This is a genomic window from Peribacillus sp. NJ4 (assembly GCF_030348345.1).
GTDB lineage: Bacteria > Bacillota > Bacilli > Bacillales > DSM-1321 > Peribacillus.
Genome location: NZ_JAUCFQ010000001.1, coordinates 4,560,302 through 4,576,049, shown reverse-complemented (window position 1 = coordinate 4,576,049; position 15,748 = coordinate 4,560,302). Strand labels below are relative to the sequence as shown.

At 41.5% G+C, this 15,748-nt stretch carries 16 protein-coding genes and 1 pseudogene; 16 read left to right on the top strand and 1 reads right to left on the bottom strand.

Going from position 1 to position 15,748, the window contains the following annotated elements; all coding sequences use genetic code 11:
* Position 1: 1 nt before the first annotated feature.
* The 9 genes from QUF94_RS22755 (at position 2) to QUF94_RS22715 (ending at position 6,544) form a co-directional block, all read left to right on the top strand.
* A complete protein-coding gene (locus QUF94_RS22755; protein ID WP_202315416.1) occupies positions 2-205 on the top strand; it encodes a hypothetical protein in 204 nt (67 codons plus the stop codon).
* Positions 206-262: 57 nt separating this feature from the next.
* A complete protein-coding gene (locus QUF94_RS22750; protein WP_289317844.1) occupies positions 263-1,363 on the top strand; it encodes a GerAB/ArcD/ProY family transporter in 1,101 nt (366 codons plus the stop codon).
* A 189-nt stretch (positions 1,364-1,552) separates the two neighbouring features.
* Positions 1,553-2,656, top strand: a complete 1,104-nt coding sequence (locus tag QUF94_RS22745) for a GerAB/ArcD/ProY family transporter (RefSeq protein ID WP_289317843.1) — start codon at positions 1,553-1,555, stop codon at positions 2,654-2,656.
* 343 nt (positions 2,657-2,999) lie between these two features.
* Positions 3,000-3,737 carry an extracellular solute-binding protein gene (locus tag QUF94_RS22740; RefSeq protein WP_483313695.1) on the top strand — a complete coding sequence of 246 codons (738 nt, stop codon included), beginning with the start codon at positions 3,000-3,002 and terminating at the stop codon, positions 3,735-3,737.
* Between the two features lie 21 nt (positions 3,738-3,758).
* Positions 3,759-4,229: a COG4315 family predicted lipoprotein gene (locus QUF94_RS22735; protein WP_289317841.1), complete on the top strand. Its 471-nt coding sequence runs from the start codon at positions 3,759-3,761 to the stop codon at positions 4,227-4,229.
* Between the two features lie 78 nt (positions 4,230-4,307).
* On the top strand, positions 4,308-4,862 hold the full coding sequence (locus QUF94_RS22730; RefSeq protein ID WP_289318478.1) for an RNA polymerase sigma factor: 555 nt from the start codon (positions 4,308-4,310) through the stop codon (positions 4,860-4,862).
* Positions 4,863-5,582 (top strand): anti-sigma factor, encoded by a 720-nt coding sequence (locus tag QUF94_RS22725; RefSeq protein ID WP_289317840.1) that lies wholly within the window; start codon positions 4,863-4,865, stop codon positions 5,580-5,582. It abuts the gene before it with no gap.
* Positions 5,583-5,619: 37 nt separating this feature from the next.
* Positions 5,620-5,751: a hypothetical protein gene (locus QUF94_RS22720; RefSeq protein WP_289317839.1), complete on the top strand. Its 132-nt coding sequence runs from the start codon at positions 5,620-5,622 to the stop codon at positions 5,749-5,751.
* Positions 5,752-5,848: 97 nt separating this feature from the next.
* Positions 5,849-6,544, top strand: a complete 696-nt coding sequence (locus QUF94_RS22715) for a YjjG family noncanonical pyrimidine nucleotidase (protein ID WP_289317838.1) — start codon at positions 5,849-5,851, stop codon at positions 6,542-6,544.
* Positions 6,545-6,633: 89 nt separating this feature from the next.
* On the opposite strand, the gene QUF94_RS22710 is transcribed toward QUF94_RS22715, so the two are convergent.
* Positions 6,634-7,932, bottom strand: a complete 1,299-nt coding sequence (locus QUF94_RS22710; RefSeq protein ID WP_289317837.1) for an MFS transporter — start codon at positions 7,930-7,932, stop codon at positions 6,634-6,636.
* Positions 7,933-8,372: 440 nt separating this feature from the next.
* Between QUF94_RS22710 and QUF94_RS22705 the strand changes: the two genes are divergently transcribed.
* The 7 genes and pseudogenes from QUF94_RS22705 to iolD all read left to right on the top strand — a co-directional run bounded on the left by QUF94_RS22705 (position 8,373) and on the right by iolD (position 15,746).
* Positions 8,373-8,552, top strand: a complete 180-nt coding sequence (locus QUF94_RS22705; RefSeq protein WP_289317836.1) for an IDEAL domain-containing protein — start codon at positions 8,373-8,375, stop codon at positions 8,550-8,552.
* A 291-nt stretch (positions 8,553-8,843) separates the two neighbouring features.
* Positions 8,844-8,972 (top strand): hypothetical protein, encoded by a 129-nt coding sequence (locus QUF94_RS22700; protein WP_260359184.1) that lies wholly within the window; start codon positions 8,844-8,846, stop codon positions 8,970-8,972.
* A gap of 179 nt (positions 8,973-9,151) precedes the next feature.
* Positions 9,152-9,471 (top strand): annotated as a pseudogene (locus QUF94_RS22695) (antibiotic biosynthesis monooxygenase).
* A gap of 975 nt (positions 9,472-10,446) precedes the next feature.
* Positions 10,447-11,916 carry a CoA-acylating methylmalonate-semialdehyde dehydrogenase gene (locus QUF94_RS22690; RefSeq protein WP_289317835.1) on the top strand — a complete coding sequence of 490 codons (1,470 nt, stop codon included), beginning with the start codon at positions 10,447-10,449 and terminating at the stop codon, positions 11,914-11,916.
* A gap of 71 nt (positions 11,917-11,987) precedes the next feature.
* Positions 11,988-12,803, top strand: coding sequence for a 5-deoxy-glucuronate isomerase (gene iolB, locus QUF94_RS22685; protein ID WP_289317834.1), 816 nt, complete (start codon positions 11,988-11,990; stop codon positions 12,801-12,803).
* A gap of 22 nt (positions 12,804-12,825) precedes the next feature.
* Positions 12,826-13,803, top strand: a complete 978-nt coding sequence (gene iolC / locus QUF94_RS22680) for a 5-dehydro-2-deoxygluconokinase (protein ID WP_289317833.1) — start codon at positions 12,826-12,828, stop codon at positions 13,801-13,803.
* A 32-nt stretch (positions 13,804-13,835) separates the two neighbouring features.
* Entirely contained in the window at positions 13,836-15,746 is a 1,911-nt protein-coding gene (gene iolD / locus QUF94_RS22675) for a 3D-(3,5/4)-trihydroxycyclohexane-1,2-dione acylhydrolase (decyclizing) (protein WP_289317832.1), read from the top strand.
* Positions 15,747-15,748: the final 2 nt, after the last annotated feature.

Genomic DNA, 15,748 nt, shown 5'->3' with positions numbered 1-15,748 from the left:
TTTGTGTACAACCGTGATTGTAGCTTTAATCATTTTGTTTGAATGGCCGAAAATGAAACAAAATCCTAAGAAAGATAAAATGGCATTTCTTACACTGCTCCTCACTGGCTTGGTTCTGTCCATGTTCAATCTCCCACAGATGTCAGGACCCACTCAATGGATCGAAGCTTTTTTCAGGCCATTTGGAGAGTTTATGGAAAAGTGAGTCTATTAGTGGGTGTTGCGGGATTAAATTCATACTATTAAAGAAAGGGGGAAGCAGATGGAGAAAGGGAAAATTTCATCATTACAGATGGCATTCATGATGTATCCGACGATTGTGGCAACGGCTATTATCGGGGTTCCGAGCATCACAGCGAAATATGCCAAAACTGATTTATGGCTGTCCCCCATTTTTGCTGCGCTCATAGGGTATCTTACGGTGTATATCGCTTATAAACTGCACCAACTTTATCCACAACAAACGGTGATCCAATTCACTGAAAAGATCATTGGTCGGATTCCGGGGAAAATTTTCGGTTTTTTACTCTTGTTTTTTTATATCCAGAACACGGGGCTAATCCTTAGAGGATACGCAGAATTTATTGTCGGCTCTTTTCTGGTACGTACCCCGATTAGTGTGATCATGGCATCGATGGTGCTTCTGTGTGCGTTCATCGTACGCGGGGGAATAGAAGTGTTGGGGCGAGCTGCTGAATTGTTTGTACCTGTTTTCATTTTTCCAATCTTTATCTTAATCATCTTGCTGATTCCTGATCTTGAATTCAAGAATATATTCCCGGTATTGGCGGATGGTATAATGCCCCCAATCAAGGGTGCGATTGTACCGGGGGGATGGTTCAGCGAGTTTTTCCTGATCATTTTTCTTCTTCCTTTTTTGGCGGATATGAAAAAAGGGATGAAATCCGGTATGAAGTCTGTGTTTGCCGTGATGATGACGTTAATTGTGGTGAATCTTACGGTTCTTTTTGTACTTGGGTCAACCACATCCACAAAGCTTTACCCCCTGATGAATGCATCTCGATACATCAGTTTGGCCGACTTTTTTGAACATGTAGAATCCGCCGCCATGGCGGTATGGATAGTGGGGGCGTTTGTGAAAATTGCCGTTTTTTATTATGCATCTGCTTTAGGAACAGCGCAGTGGCTGAATCTCTCCGACTATCGTCCTGTTGTATGGCCGATAGGGATTTTGATTGTCATATTCAGTTTGTGGTCGTTGCCTAGCTCTGTGGATGTCAGTCGTAATGATATCAACGTCTTCCCTTTACAAAGTATTTTGATGCAAACGATTATTCCTCTGTTATTGTTGGTGATTGCTGTTGTAAGGAAAAGAAATCGTGAAGGAACCGAAACCAGCTGACTGGGCATTTTTTATCCTAAATATCCTATCGAAAAGGTGCTATCCATGTTCGTACTCACGTAGAGGGCAGGACCAACTGAATGGATTACATCTCTTTTTTTAGCCGTTTGAAGAGTTTATAAAAAAGTAAATCTATCAGTGGGCTACGTGATTTCAAATTTACATACTATCACAGAAAGGAGGAAGATGATGGAGAAAGGTAAAATTTCATCTCTACAGATGGCATTCATGATGTATCCAACGATTGTGGCAACGGCTGTTCTCGGTGTTCCAAGCATCACAGCGAAATATGCCAAAACTGATTTATGGCTTTCCCCCATTTTGGCGTCTCTCATCGGGTATGCGACGGTGTATATCACTTATAAACTGCACAAACTTTATCCGAAACAAACGGTTATCCAATTCAGTGAACAGATCATCGGTCGGATTCCGGGGAAAATTCTCGGTTTTTTATTCTTGTTTTTTTATATCCCGATTACAGGGCAAATCCTAAGAAGTTACGGAGAATATATTGTCGACTCTTTTCTGGTCAAAACCCCGATTAGCGTGATCATGGCATCGATGATACTCCTCTGTGCCTTTATCGTACGCGGAGGGATAGAGGTGATGGGGAGAGCTGCCCAATTGTTTGTTCCCGTTTTTATCATTCCAATCCTCATCTTAATTATCTTACTGGGCCCTGATCTTGAATTTAAGAATATATTCCCGATATTGGGGAATGGAATTATGCCTCCAATCAAGGGTTCGATTGTACCAGGTGGATGGTTCAGCGAGTTTTTTCTGATGATTTTTCTCCTCCCTTTTTTAGCGGATATGAAAAAAGGAATGAAATATGGGATGATGACTGTGTTTGCCGTGATGATGACATTAGTTGTGGTGAATCTTATCGTTCTTTTTGTACTCGGATCAACAACAGCCACAAAGAATTATCCCTTGATGAATGTATCTCGGTACATCAGTTTGGCCGACTTTTTTGAACATTTGGAGTCCGCCATCATGGCCGTATGGATAGTAGGAGCGTTTGTCAAGATTTCTGTGTTTTATTATGCGGCTGCTTTGGGTACCGCGCAGTGGCTGAATCTCTCTGACTATCGTCCTGTTGTATGGCCGATAGGGATTTTGATTGTAGAATTCAGCTTTTGGTCGTATCCTAGCTCTATGGATGTCAGTCGATATGATATCATCGCCTTCCCTTTTCATGGAATTTTGATGCAAACGTTGATTCCTCTGTTATTGTTGGTGATAGCTGTGGGTAAAAGAAATAGACAGAGAAAGGGAAGCAATTCAAGCTAACCTTTTCTGTCACTTGGTTTAAGAGAATTGAAAGAGTATGTTTGTCCTACACTAGTTGGCCTGAATCCAAAGAACCGAAAATAAAACAAATTTTACTTTTCCAAGTAATTAATTAATGCCATGCCCCATTCGAAAAAAGATACTTTTTAGAATGGGGTGTTTTTGTTGAGAAAAAAGAGAAAAGCTGAAGATCATCAAATGTTTTTGGCAGCAGGATAAAAATAATTAACAATTTTTTCAAACCGTTTTGGGGTTTGTCCCGTTATCTATAGTACAAAGGTTTTTTTAGAAGGGAGAGAAGAAAGACGTGAAAAAGGTCATTTTTGTTGGGTGGATATCACTGATGGTAGTCTTGTTAGGATTTTCACCGGAAATGGGTTCGAAACGGGGGCAAGCTGTCAACGACGTCGTAAAAGTATATGGACCAGGTGGACCTCTTGGACCTATTAAGGAAGTGGCGGAACAATTCACCAAAGAAACGGGGATAAAAGTTGAAGTAACAGCGGGACCCGAAGAAAAATGGATTGATCAAGCCAAACAGGATGCGGATATCATTTACGGAGGGTCCGAATATATGCTAACAGAATTTATGCATGATCATCCGGAGGTCCTCGATGAAAAAAATCGTACAGAATTGTATACACGGTCAGCTGGAATTCTGGTTAGAAAAGGAAACCCAAAGAATATACAGTCATTGGAGGATTTAACGAAGAAGGGCGTAAAGATTGTAGATGTTAATGGAGCCGGGCAACTGGGGCTATGGGAAGATTTGGCTGGAAGAAAAGGACTTATTCCTGGAATTAGCAGGAATATTGACATTTCAGTGAAGTCCAGTGCAGAAGCTATTGATCTATGGAAGGCAAATTCTAAATTAGATGCCTGGATTACATATGAATCCTGGCATTACCGTCTGGCTGATGTGACGGACCTGGTTCAACTCCCTGAGGAAGATAAGCTCTATAGAGGAACCCCGGTAAGCATAACAAGTAAGAGTGAAAACAAGAAAAAGGCAAAACAATTCATTGATTATCTTAAAACGGAAGAATCCCATCAAGTATTTCAAAAATGGGGATGGAAGTAAATTGACGAGGAGTGAGAGTTTATGAAAAAGTGGATGGTATTTTCAGTTTTTATGATGGTCCTAGTTTTGGCGGCATGCGGAAATGAAGCTAATGATTCAACACAAAATGATCAAGTGGTTAGTGGAACAGCCGATGAAAAAGCAGTAACCCTAAAATTATTGGAAAGTGAACCAACAGGCGAATACTTGGCTGATTCCAAGGGAATGACACTTTACTTTTTCAAGAATGATAAATCAGGAAAAAGCAATTGCATGGGTGATTGTCTGGAAAAATGGCCGCCGTTCATGGAAAGCGATTTTGCTGTCCCTAAAGGATTTGAGAAAAAAGACTTTGGAACCATTAAAAGGGAAGATACAGGGGAAGAGCAGGTAACGTACAAAGGATTTCCACTCTACTATTTCGTGAATGATAAGGTAGCGGGAGATGTCAATGGTGAAGGTGTGAAAAATGTTTGGTATATTGTAAATAATGAGACGGCTTTTCCAAAATAAGAAAAAAGGGAACGACCACTGGGGGTCGTTCCTGTTATTCGTTTTCCAAATTTACTTGGTGAGGAGTTGCAGGTGCGATTGAAAGAAAAACCTGATAAGGAATTGATGGCATTAGTAATGAAAAAGCACCGTCCTGCTCTGGAAGAACTTTATGACCGGCATATTAAATTAATCTATGGTTTTATTTTTAAATTCACAAATGGAAATGCTGAAAAAACAAAAGAGATTGTGCAGTTGGTCTTTTTAAAGCTCTGGACCACAAAAAGCACTTATAATTCCGAAAAGGGGCACTTTATAAGCTGGCTTTTGACCGTTACAAGGAATGTGTGTGTGGATTATGTCCGTAAAGACAGTGTACATATTCGTAATAACAAACAAATGGACATGAACCATCCAATTGACATGGAAGATCCGAATAATGATATAGAAAATGGGCTGTTATCCAGTGAAATTGCCAATGCAAAAAGTAAGTTAAGCAAGCCGCAAAAAAGACTGATTGATTTACTGTATTGGAAAGGGTATTCGCTAACGGAAATCGCCAAAATTGAAAACGAACCGATAGGTACCATCAAGAGTAGGCTTCATCAGTCGCTCAAACAGTTGAAAAAGTACTTGGAAGTAGGTGGTTTGTAAATGAATACAGAGTGCGCCAACCTGCTTTCATTTTTATCTGGTGAACTGGGAGAAAAAGAAAAAAAGGCATTCGCGGAACACTTAATTCAATGCTCTGAATGCACTAAGGAGTATGAACAAATGACGGAAGCCTGGAATTCATTGAAATGGGATTTCGAAGAAATGGAACCTTCTTCTTCTCTGAAATCAGAGGTTATGAATTTTGTTTTTGAACCTAATGATCAAGTTCCGGTGCGCAAGGAAAAGAATTGGAGCAGTTTTTTCTTTAGGCAGTTTACCCCTGTAACTTCGGGTCTCTTGCTGGCAACACTAGTTTTGGCGTTTGTGCTGCTGTATTCCAATATTCAACTAAAAAAAGAACTTGCGGCCATCAATCTGCCAATGGAGGTTAAAACGTCACTATCTTTGCAGCCCGCTGATAAGACGGCTGTAAAGATGAATACGGATGGAGAAGCATACATTTTGCAGCAAGGTGAAGATAGGAGGTTAATCGTTCAGATTCAGAATTTGCCTAGCCTTAAAGAGTCCGAGGTGTATCAGGTGTGGTTGCTGAAAGATGGAAAACGGACAAATGCAGGAACTTTCAAGCCTGATGAAACCGGCACAGGATCGTTGACTTACAAACTGTCCATTAATGATCAATTCAATAAAATTGGCATCACAAGAGAACCGGATTCAAATAGTACAAAGCCGAGAGGCGAAAAAATAGTTGGATCATAAAAATAAGAGATTTTCCTGCAAAGGGGAAGTTCTGCGTATGAAGGGTCTTCAAGCCGAAATAGGTCTAACGATGGGAAAACAAAATAAAGATCCTGAACAAAAAGAGCCCCTTCCTGAAAAGAAGCTTTACAAAAGGGATTGTCTCAATTGTTCGAATAATGGCCATTAATAACAAAGTGTTCATTAAGAAGTGGATCTTCATTCCGATTCTAATGATACTATTAATAGTAATACAGATGATGTTCATTATGATTATGGAGGCAGCGATGAAATACGAGATTATCTTATTTGATGTTGATGATACATTGCTAGACTTTGGAATATCGGAAAAAAAGGCACTGCATGAAGTCTTTTTAGAGTTCGGTTTGCCCACAGGGGTGAAGGATTATGCGGGTTGCTATCAAGAAATCAGTGAGGAATTATGGAGAGATTTGGAACAGGGGCTTATAGATTTATCAAATCTGGGAGTGGAAAGGTTCAAGCGGTTGTTCCTCAAGCATGGGCTTGATATCGATGCGGATGTGTTCAGCCGTGCGTATCTGGGACATTTGGGAAAGGAAATACACCTAATGCCCGGTGCTGTAGAGGTTTGCGAGAAGCTTGGAGGATGCCGGCTGGCTATTATAACAAATGGCTTCACGACAGTGCAGACAGCAAGAATCGGGGGGTCACCCCTTTGCAATACTTTTGAAACTTTGATAGTTTCCCAAGAGGCTGGGTTTCAGAAGCCTGATAGAGGGATTTTTGATTATGCATTTTCCAAATTAAAGATTACAGATAAATCGAAAGCGTTGATAGTGGGTGACTCCTTGACATCAGATATACAGGGCGGATTGAATTATGGAATGGATACCTGCTGGTACAATCCCCAGCAAAAGGGTAATAATCTGGGAATCAAGCCCACCTATGAAATCCGGAAGCTGACTGATCTTTTGGAGATTATTGGAAGTAAGGAAGTTTAGAGAGTTATCCACATTCTAAAAAACAGAGGCAGCTTGTCCAAGTGATAGGACGTGCAGCCTCTGTTATTATTTTAGCTAGGGATTTAGAATTAGTTCAAATCCAGATCTTGTGGTTTGAGTGTTTGATCCTTTACGATCCTTCTGCTGAAATAAGGTGATAATATACAAAGCGCCAGGGAAATTGCGAGACCTGCCATCATGAATCCGCCAAATACCAAAGGGGATGGGCCATATGATTCAGCCATGGTGGTCCAGATGAGCGGACCGAAACCTGCAATGGCTGCTGCGACCTGATAACCGACGGATAATCCAGTATAACGGACCTTTGCTGGAAAGAGCTCCGAAAATAATGTTCCTTGTGTAGAAAAAATGGCTCCCCAGATGACGCCGAGCACAACTGCCTGCATAAAGTAGAACCAGCCGACCCCTTGCCCAATCATTGTGAAATATGGGATGGCCAAGACGAAAAGGAGAATCAGTCCTCCAAAATAGATGATTTTTCGATCGATAAAATCAGAAATGTAACCAATGACAGGAATGGTAATTAGCATTGTAGCACAGCCAATCGTTAACCCGGTAAGGGCTGAATCTTGTGAATAACCAAAATACATTGTAGTAAAGACGAGAACATAGGACATGATGAATACATTGAAGAACCCGTCGCCAATTTTTAGTCCGATCACTTGCAGCACACTTCTCCAATCGTGTTTCAAGGTTTCAATAATGGGAACTTTCGCAAGATCACCGCTATCTTTCTGCTGCTGGAATTCAGGCGTTTCTTCAATGCCACTCCTTACCCAGATTGCCAATGCGATCAGTACACCGCTTAAAAGGAATGGAATCCGCCAACCCCAAGATAAAAATTGGGCATCGGTTGTCAAGGAACTTATAAGGGTTAGGCTGAACGAACCGGCAACCAAACCGATGGGGACCCCTAGTTGGGGAATGGATCCATATAACCCACGGACACCCTTTGGAGCAGATTCCGTTGCCAATAGGATGGCTCCACCCCATTCACCTCCCAAGGAAATTCCTTGAATCAACCTCAGCACCACCAAGATGGCTGGGGCGGCCAACCCAACCTGGGCATATGTGGGCAGAACACCGATAAGCATTGAACTCCCTCCCATACCAATAAGGGTGAACATGAGTGCAGCCTTCCGTCCGATGCGATCACCCATATGACCGAATAGGATACTTCCGATTGGACGGGCTGCGTAACCAGCCCCGAAAGTGACAAAGGCGAGAAGAAGTGAAATGGCAGGATCATGATTTGGGAAGAATAGAGTTGTAAAAACTAGGCCCGTTGCTGTACCGTATAAATAGAAATCATACCACTCAATAACGGAACCAGCTAAACTAGCGAAAAGAACTCGACTTTTTTTCATGGAAAATGCTCCTTTAATGCATAGTTTTTCATCAAAATTGTTTTCAACAATAAATAAAGACGAAATGAACAAAAATGATGGTTAATGAATATAAGTAAAAAACTGGATTATTTAGATTATTTTAGAGAGCTTATCCATATCGGTCAATATATTTCTGACTTTTCTGAAAAAATGAAGCGAATATCTTAGCTTCCATCACCTGTATTGGAATATAATTAATTCTAAAGTAATGGAAATAAGCGATTCGACCATCTCGGATAAAATGACTTAAGCGAAATGAAATGGAAAAGTTTTAACTATTTTTTATGTATAGAAGAGTGGCAAAGTGGAAATCATGTGGATAAGGAAATAAAAAAGAGGAAAGGATAAGTTTTTAATAAATAATAATAATCTCCAAGTTATTTAGTATAATAGAAAAAAGGTTAAGGAGTTGGTTTCGTATGGAGAAGCAATTGCCAGGAACATCGCTTGAACCTGAAGAGATGGCTGAAATGGTTTTGAAAAAGGCCCTTAGTGATTACCGGAAAGCACAAATCGAAAAAGAAATCGATGACTCGTTAAAGAATCGGGATAAGGAAGAGTTCATACGTTTAACTGAAATATTGAAGGGCATTTCCTGAGATTTTATACACTGTGAACAAGACAAGTAGTTATGATATAGAAAGTACACCTAAAAGCCAGCACAGCTTGATAATATAAATATGATGAAGATGAAACTTTATTTATCTGGAACATTCTAAGTAAATAGCAATCTATGGTATTATAATATTTCACATTGTAAGCGCTTTCTTGTATAATCAAATAAAGAAACCGATGGAGAGAAGATATTAAGTACGCTAATGGCGGGATTCACAAGTATTAGTGGCTGAAAATTTATGCACCGGGATTAAAAAATAAAAGGGGGAAAAGATATGAAAAAGAATGGAGTGTCGTTAGTTGAATTTGTTCAGGAGGATCGATTCGAACTCAGCTCCTACATTACTTCTTTATTTAACAAACTGAATGACTATGTTCCCAAAAGTCTTAAAGATAAAAGGTAAATGACAATAAAAAATGGATCAGGAAGATCTACATAACTTCCTGATTCATTTTTTATTTTGTTTTTGGGATTTAGAGTTTTAAGTAGCGCCCTTAAGTCAAAGTCTCAATAATTGACAATGAGAATCGTTATCGACTAAAATGATTGATTATAAGTATATCGATTGGAATTGGGTTCATATTGTTCGTTCAAATGAGAAAAACGGTGGTTAAGGAAGGTAATGCAGAACAAGTGGTAAAACGGTTCGGTGGGGAAGGGATCATAGAAAAGCAGGAAGGGTTCATCGATTTAAGTGTAATGGTGAAAAAAGTGAGACGCGGGGATGAAGAGGTCATCGTTATGATCAATTGGGAGTCGGAGGCGCATTGGAAGCAATGGGAAAGAGTGAAGCCCATATCGAAGGCCATAAAGCAAACCTTGGGAAACCAAAACCTGAATATATCGTCAGTTCGGAAGGATCATTATATGAAGTGAAAGCTATTAAAAAGGCAGTGAAATAACAGACTATAAGCTATCCTGTTTTAATTTCCGTACAATGGAAAAGATATTTCTTAAGTTACTGGGTGGAATATCCCATTTCTCAACTATCGAGGCGCATAGGGATGCGGAATGGTTGCCGTTCACATACAATAGCTTACCTTCACTAAAATTCAGGCTCCCATTATGGGTGCCTTTTTTTGTTGATGAACTCATCACGGATTAGGTTATATATTCCTATTCTGTTGATATAGTAAAATATCTTTTGTTTTTTTAGAATGGGACATTGACGGAAATGTGAAGAAAAGGGGAGAGCAGGAAGGTCGTTTATTATGTTTATATATATGAATTTATAAGGGATGTAGTTCTAAGGATAGCTGGATTTCCTATGGTAAAGTCAATTAGATTTATAAATAATAATATTTAAAAATACCATTAAAGTAGTGGTTAATTTAAATAGGAGCAAGACCGGCCTTAGCTGGGATGTCAATTACGACGAAGAGGTATTCTCCCAGGAAATGCTTTTAACTAAATATTGAAGCCCATTTCCATAGCCATCAATGTATTGAAGTGCAAAGAAGAAAGAATATTATAAAAAATCAAAAAAGTGTTTACAGGGAGAAAATTTCATTGTAGTATTTCCTTATAAAGTAAATGAAATCGATTTCATCCCGGAACGCGATTATCCAAGCTTTATTCAGAAATTGATGCGAATAGTGATGAACTATTTCATGTTTAAGGATGATTAGATATTCGTTATCCTGGATTGGTCTTTACCTTTTTCCTTCAGGTGGAACTCCAGAATAAGAAATGAAATCGATTTCATTGATGGATTTGATATTGGGATTGAGCTAGAAAAACTGATTGATCCTAGAAAGAAACCTGGATGGATTTTCTTTAAAAGTCAAATGAAATCGATTTCATTAGCGTCGATACCTATACTTTTTAGAAATGGCTTATTGATTAAACAAATTACTTTATTTTAAGGAGGAAAAGACATGTCATCAGTAACACATGAGGTGAAAAAATTAAAAAATTATATAAATGGTGAGTGGATTGAATCCACTTCAAAGGAAACGGAAATCGTGTTCAACCCTGCAACTGGTGAGGCGATTGCCGAGGTGCCACTTTCAACTAGGGAAGATGTGAATCGTGCGGTTCAAGTGGCGAATGAGGCGTTTAAAAAATGGTCGCAGGTTGCCGTCCCGAAACGGGCACGGGTATTGTTCAAATATCAGCAGCTCCTTGTGGATAATTGGGAAGAACTTGCTAAACTGGTCACTATCGAAAATGGTAAAAGCTTATCGGAATCGATTGGTGAAGTTCAGCGGGGCATCGAGTGTGTCGAGTTTGCGGCTGGTGCACCTACGCTGATGATGGGCAAACAGCTTCCGGATATCGCGACAAACATTGAATCGGGTATGTACCGCTACCCAATTGGTGTAATCGGCGGTATCACCCCATTTAACTTTCCGATGATGGTCCCTTGCTGGATGTTCCCTCTTGCGATCGCATGTGGCAATACATTCGTGTTAAAGCCATCTGAACGTACACCTTTGCTTGCTGCACGCATTGTTGAACTGTTTGAGGAAGCAGGTCTTCCTAAAGGAGTACTGAACATTGTTAATGGAGCACATGACGTGGTTAATGGACTTCTGGAGCATAAAGATGTGAAAGCTATCTCCTTCGTCGGTTCACAGCCAGTGGCAGAATATGTGTATAAAACAGGCACGGCTAACTTGAAGCGCGTCCAGGCTCTTGCGGGAGCGAAGAATCACTCGATTGTCTTGAAAGATGCCAATCTTGATATGACGGCCAAGGAAATAACAAGTGCGGCTTTTGGCTCGGCCGGTGAGCGTTGCATGGCCGCTGCGGTTGTTGTTGTAGACGAAAGTGTAGCGGACGAGTTAGTTGAAAAATTGAAACAGGCAGCTGATGCCATTACGATCGGTAATGGTCTGGATGACGGTGTTTTTCTTGGACCGGTAATCCGGGAAGGGGCTAAGAAGAGGACCATCGATTACATCGAATCAGGAATAGCTCAAGGTGCGACCCTTGTACGCGATGGTCGTAAAGACGAGGCAGCAAGCGGCAATGGATATTACCTCGGGGCTACGATTTTTGATCATGTGACGCAGGAAATGAAAATCTGGCAAGATGAAATTTTTGCACCAGTGCTCTCCGTTGTCCGCGCCAAAGATTTAACGGAAGCCGTTGAGATTGCCAATGCTTCAGCATTGGCAAACGGGGCTTGCCTTTATACGGACAGTGCTGCCGATGTACGCCAATTCCGTGAAACGATTCATGCCGGGATGTTGGGCATTAACGTGGGTGTTCCTGCACCCATGGCATTCTTCCCATTCTCTGGATACAAAGATTCATTTTATGGTGATCTGCATGCAAATGGAACCGATGGTGTGGAGTTCTATACACGTAAAAAAATGGTGACTGCACGCTACGTGAAATAAGAATGAAAAAGACATTGCAAGATGGCCCGTTTGGATACGGGCCGGATTTTTTGAAAAACAAGGAGGTACATATGAGTAAACTGCTTCAAAAACCGGAAAAACAAGAGGTCGCTGAAGGTGTTACAGTCGTTCAAGCGGTTACGAAAAGAAATTCCCCTTTAGAATTTGTTGAATTTAAAATAGTGGAGTTGACTCCGGGTGCTGAATATTCAGAATTACTAATCAAGAAAGAATGCTGCATTGTCGCTCTTACGGGAAAAATCAATGTGGCTGTAGGCGAAGATGTATACCATGATTTGGGTACACGCGATAGTGTTTTTGATAAAGTGCCGACCGATAGCATTTACGTGTCAAATGATAGAGGTTTTGAATTGGAAGCGATAACCAAGGCCAGAGTGGCGCTGTGTTATTCACCTTCTGATAAGCAGCTTCCGACTAAATGGATTAAAGCGGGAGATGTTGACGTGGAACATAGGGGCATTTTGAACAATAAGCGGATGGTGCATAATATATTACCGGATTCAGCTCCGTATGCGAATAGCCTTCTGGTGGTTGAAGTATATACAGAAAGTGGAAACTGGTCGAGCTATCCTCCGCATAAACATGATCGGGATAACTTACCAAATGAGTCATTATTGGAAGAGTCCTATTATCATGAAATGAACCCGCCTCAGGGATTCGTATTTCAGCGAGTATATACAGATGACCGTTCGATCGATGAGACCATGTCCGTCGAAAACGGTGATGTCGTACTTGTACCGGCCGGTTATCATCCGGTAGGGGTGCCTGACGGTTATGAATCTTATTACTTGAATGTCATGGCCGGTCCGACAAGGACATGGAAATTCTACAATGATCCCGATCATGAGTGGATACTGAATCGTTAAAGGAAAAGGAGCTGTTAACCGGATGAACTATACTTTTAATATCGATAAGGAATTTGACTTGATTGCCATAGGCCGTGCCTGCATCGACTTGAATGCCAATGAATATAACCGTCCGATGGAAGAGACCATGACATTCACAAAATACGTGGGCGGTTCACCTGCCAATGTTGCCATCGGAAGTGCAAAATTAGGCTTGGAAGTCGGATTCATCGGTAAGCTTGCAGATGATCAGCACGGCCGTTTCATCGAGCGTTATATGCGTGAGGCAGGTGTTGATACATCGAATATGGTAATCGATCAAGAAGGGCATAAAACGGGACTCGCCTTCACGGAAATTAAAAGTCCTGAAGAATGCAGTATCCTGATGTATCGGGATAATGTAGCCGACCTTCATTTAGCACCTTCGGAAGTGGATGAAGAATATATCAAAAAATCAAAGATCCTATTGGTTTCAGGGACGGCTTTAGCAAAAAGCCCATCACGTGAGGCAGTTTTAAAAGCCGTCAGCCTTGCGAAAAGAAATGATGTAAAAGTCGTATTTGAATTGGATTACCGTCCTTATACATGGAGTTCCATTGAAGAAACCTCCGTTTACTATTCGTTGGTCGCAGAGCAATCAGACATTTTGATTGGCACGCGTGATGAATATGATGTAATGGAAAATACCGAAAAAGGTACAAATGAAGAAACCGTCCGTTACTTGTTTAAACATTCCGCAGACCTGGTGGTCATCAAACATGGCGTCGAGGGTTCATATGCCTATACCAAATCAGGCGAAGTTTTTAAAGCGAAGTCCTATAAAACGAAAGTATTGAAAACATTCGGCGCAGGGGATTCATATGCTTCCGCTTTCTTATATGCGTTAGTGAGCGGCAAAGGGATTGAAAGCGCTTTGAAGTTTGGCAGTGCTTCCGCTTCCATAGTAGTAAGCAAGCACAGCTCATCCGAGGCGATGCCCGTTGCAGAAGAAATCGAAGGTTTGATTGCCGAACGCGTGTAAGGAATTTATCTACATAGAGGGGTGAACTGAAGATGGGAACAGTGAGGTTGACTACAGCCCAGGCATTAATCAAGTTTTTAAATCAGCAGTACATTCATGTTGATGGTGAGGAGTCTCCATTTGTAGAAGGTATATTTAATGTATTCGGACATGGGAATGTCGTTGGTATTGGTCAGGCACTCGAACAGGACGCTGGCCACTTGAAAGTGATTCAAGGAAAGAATGAGCAAGGGATGGCACACGCAGCAATCGCCTACAGCCGGGAAATGCTGCGAAGGAAAATTTATGCAGTCACTACATCTGCCGGGCCAGGCTCGGCAAACTTGATAGCTGCGGCGGGGACTGCACTTGCCAACAATATTCCTGTCCTCTTACTTCCTGCTGATACATTTGCGACACGTCAGCCGGATCCGGTTCTTCAGCAACTTGAGCATGAGCATAGTACGGCCATCACCACAAATGACGCTTTTCTTGCAGTATCAAGATATTGGGATCGCGTCACTCGCCCTGAGCAGCTCATGTCCAGTCTGATCCGGGCCTTCGAGGTGATGACCGATCCCGGGAAAGCCGGGCCAGCGACGATATGCATCTCACAGGATGTAGAAGGGGAAGCATTCGATTTCGATGAACATTTTTTTGAAAAACGCGTCCATTATTTAGATCGGAAAGCTCCGGTTGATCGGGAACTGCAAGGAGCGGCCGATAGAATTAGAGCAAGTAAGAAGCCGATCATCATCGTCGGTGGCGGAGCAAGATATTCCGGAGCTCGGGATATATTGATGAAGCTGGCGGAAAAGCATAACATTCCACTTGTGGAAACACAGGCAGGTAAATCGACGGTGGAATCATCTTTTCCTAAGAATTTGGGCGGAGTCGGCATTCTCGGTACGATGGCTGCCAATAAGGCTGCCCGCCAGGCAGATCTCGTAATTGGTGTCGGGACCCGCTATACGGACTTTACGACTTCTTCCAAAACTGCATTTGATTTTGAAAGGACAAAGTTTTTGAACATTAACGTCAGCCGCCTTCAAACCTATAAATTAGATGGATTTCAAGTCGTCGCCGATGCAAAAGTGGCGCTCGAGAACCTTGAAGCGTTACTAGTGGGCTATGAAACCGAATATGGGGAAATGCTTGGAGAATGGAAGGCGGAGTGGCTTTCCGAACGGACCCGTTTAAGTCAAGTCACTTTCAGCCGTGAAAATTTCATGCCTGAAATCAAAAGCCAGTTTTCACAGCAAGTCTTGAATGAATACTCGGATGCATTGAAAACTGAATTGGCCCAATCCACTGCGATGATCGCAATAAACGATACGGTCGATCAGGAAAGTGTGGTGGTCGGTTCAGCCGGATCACTTCCGGGTGACTTGCAGCGACTCTGGCATTCAAACGTGCCAAACACGTACCATCTTGAATATGGATTCTCCTGCATGGGCTACGAAATTGCAGGAACATTAGGAGCTAAGCTTGCCCATCCAGACCGGGAAGTCTATGCAATGGTAGGGGACGGCAGTTTTCTGATGCTTCATTCGGAATTGATCACAGCCATCCAATATAATCATAAAATCAACATATTATTGTTTGATAATTCAGGCTTTGGCTGCATCAACAATCTGCAAATGGAGAATGGCAGCGGAACATATTGCTGTGAGTTCAGAACACATGATAACCAAGTCATGAATATAGATTACGCAAAAGTGGCGGAAGGGTACGGAGCCAAAACTTACAGGGCCAATACTGTCGATGAGCTAAAAGCTGCATTGGAAGATGCAAAGAAACAATCGGCATCTACATTAATAGAAATGAAGGTTCTGCCGAAAACGATGACGGATGGCTATGACTCCTGGTGGAATGTTGGCGTGGCAGAGGTCTCGGAACGGAAAAGTATACAAAGGGCATATGAAGCGAGACAAGAGAAATTAAAAAAGGCCAAACAATATTAAAA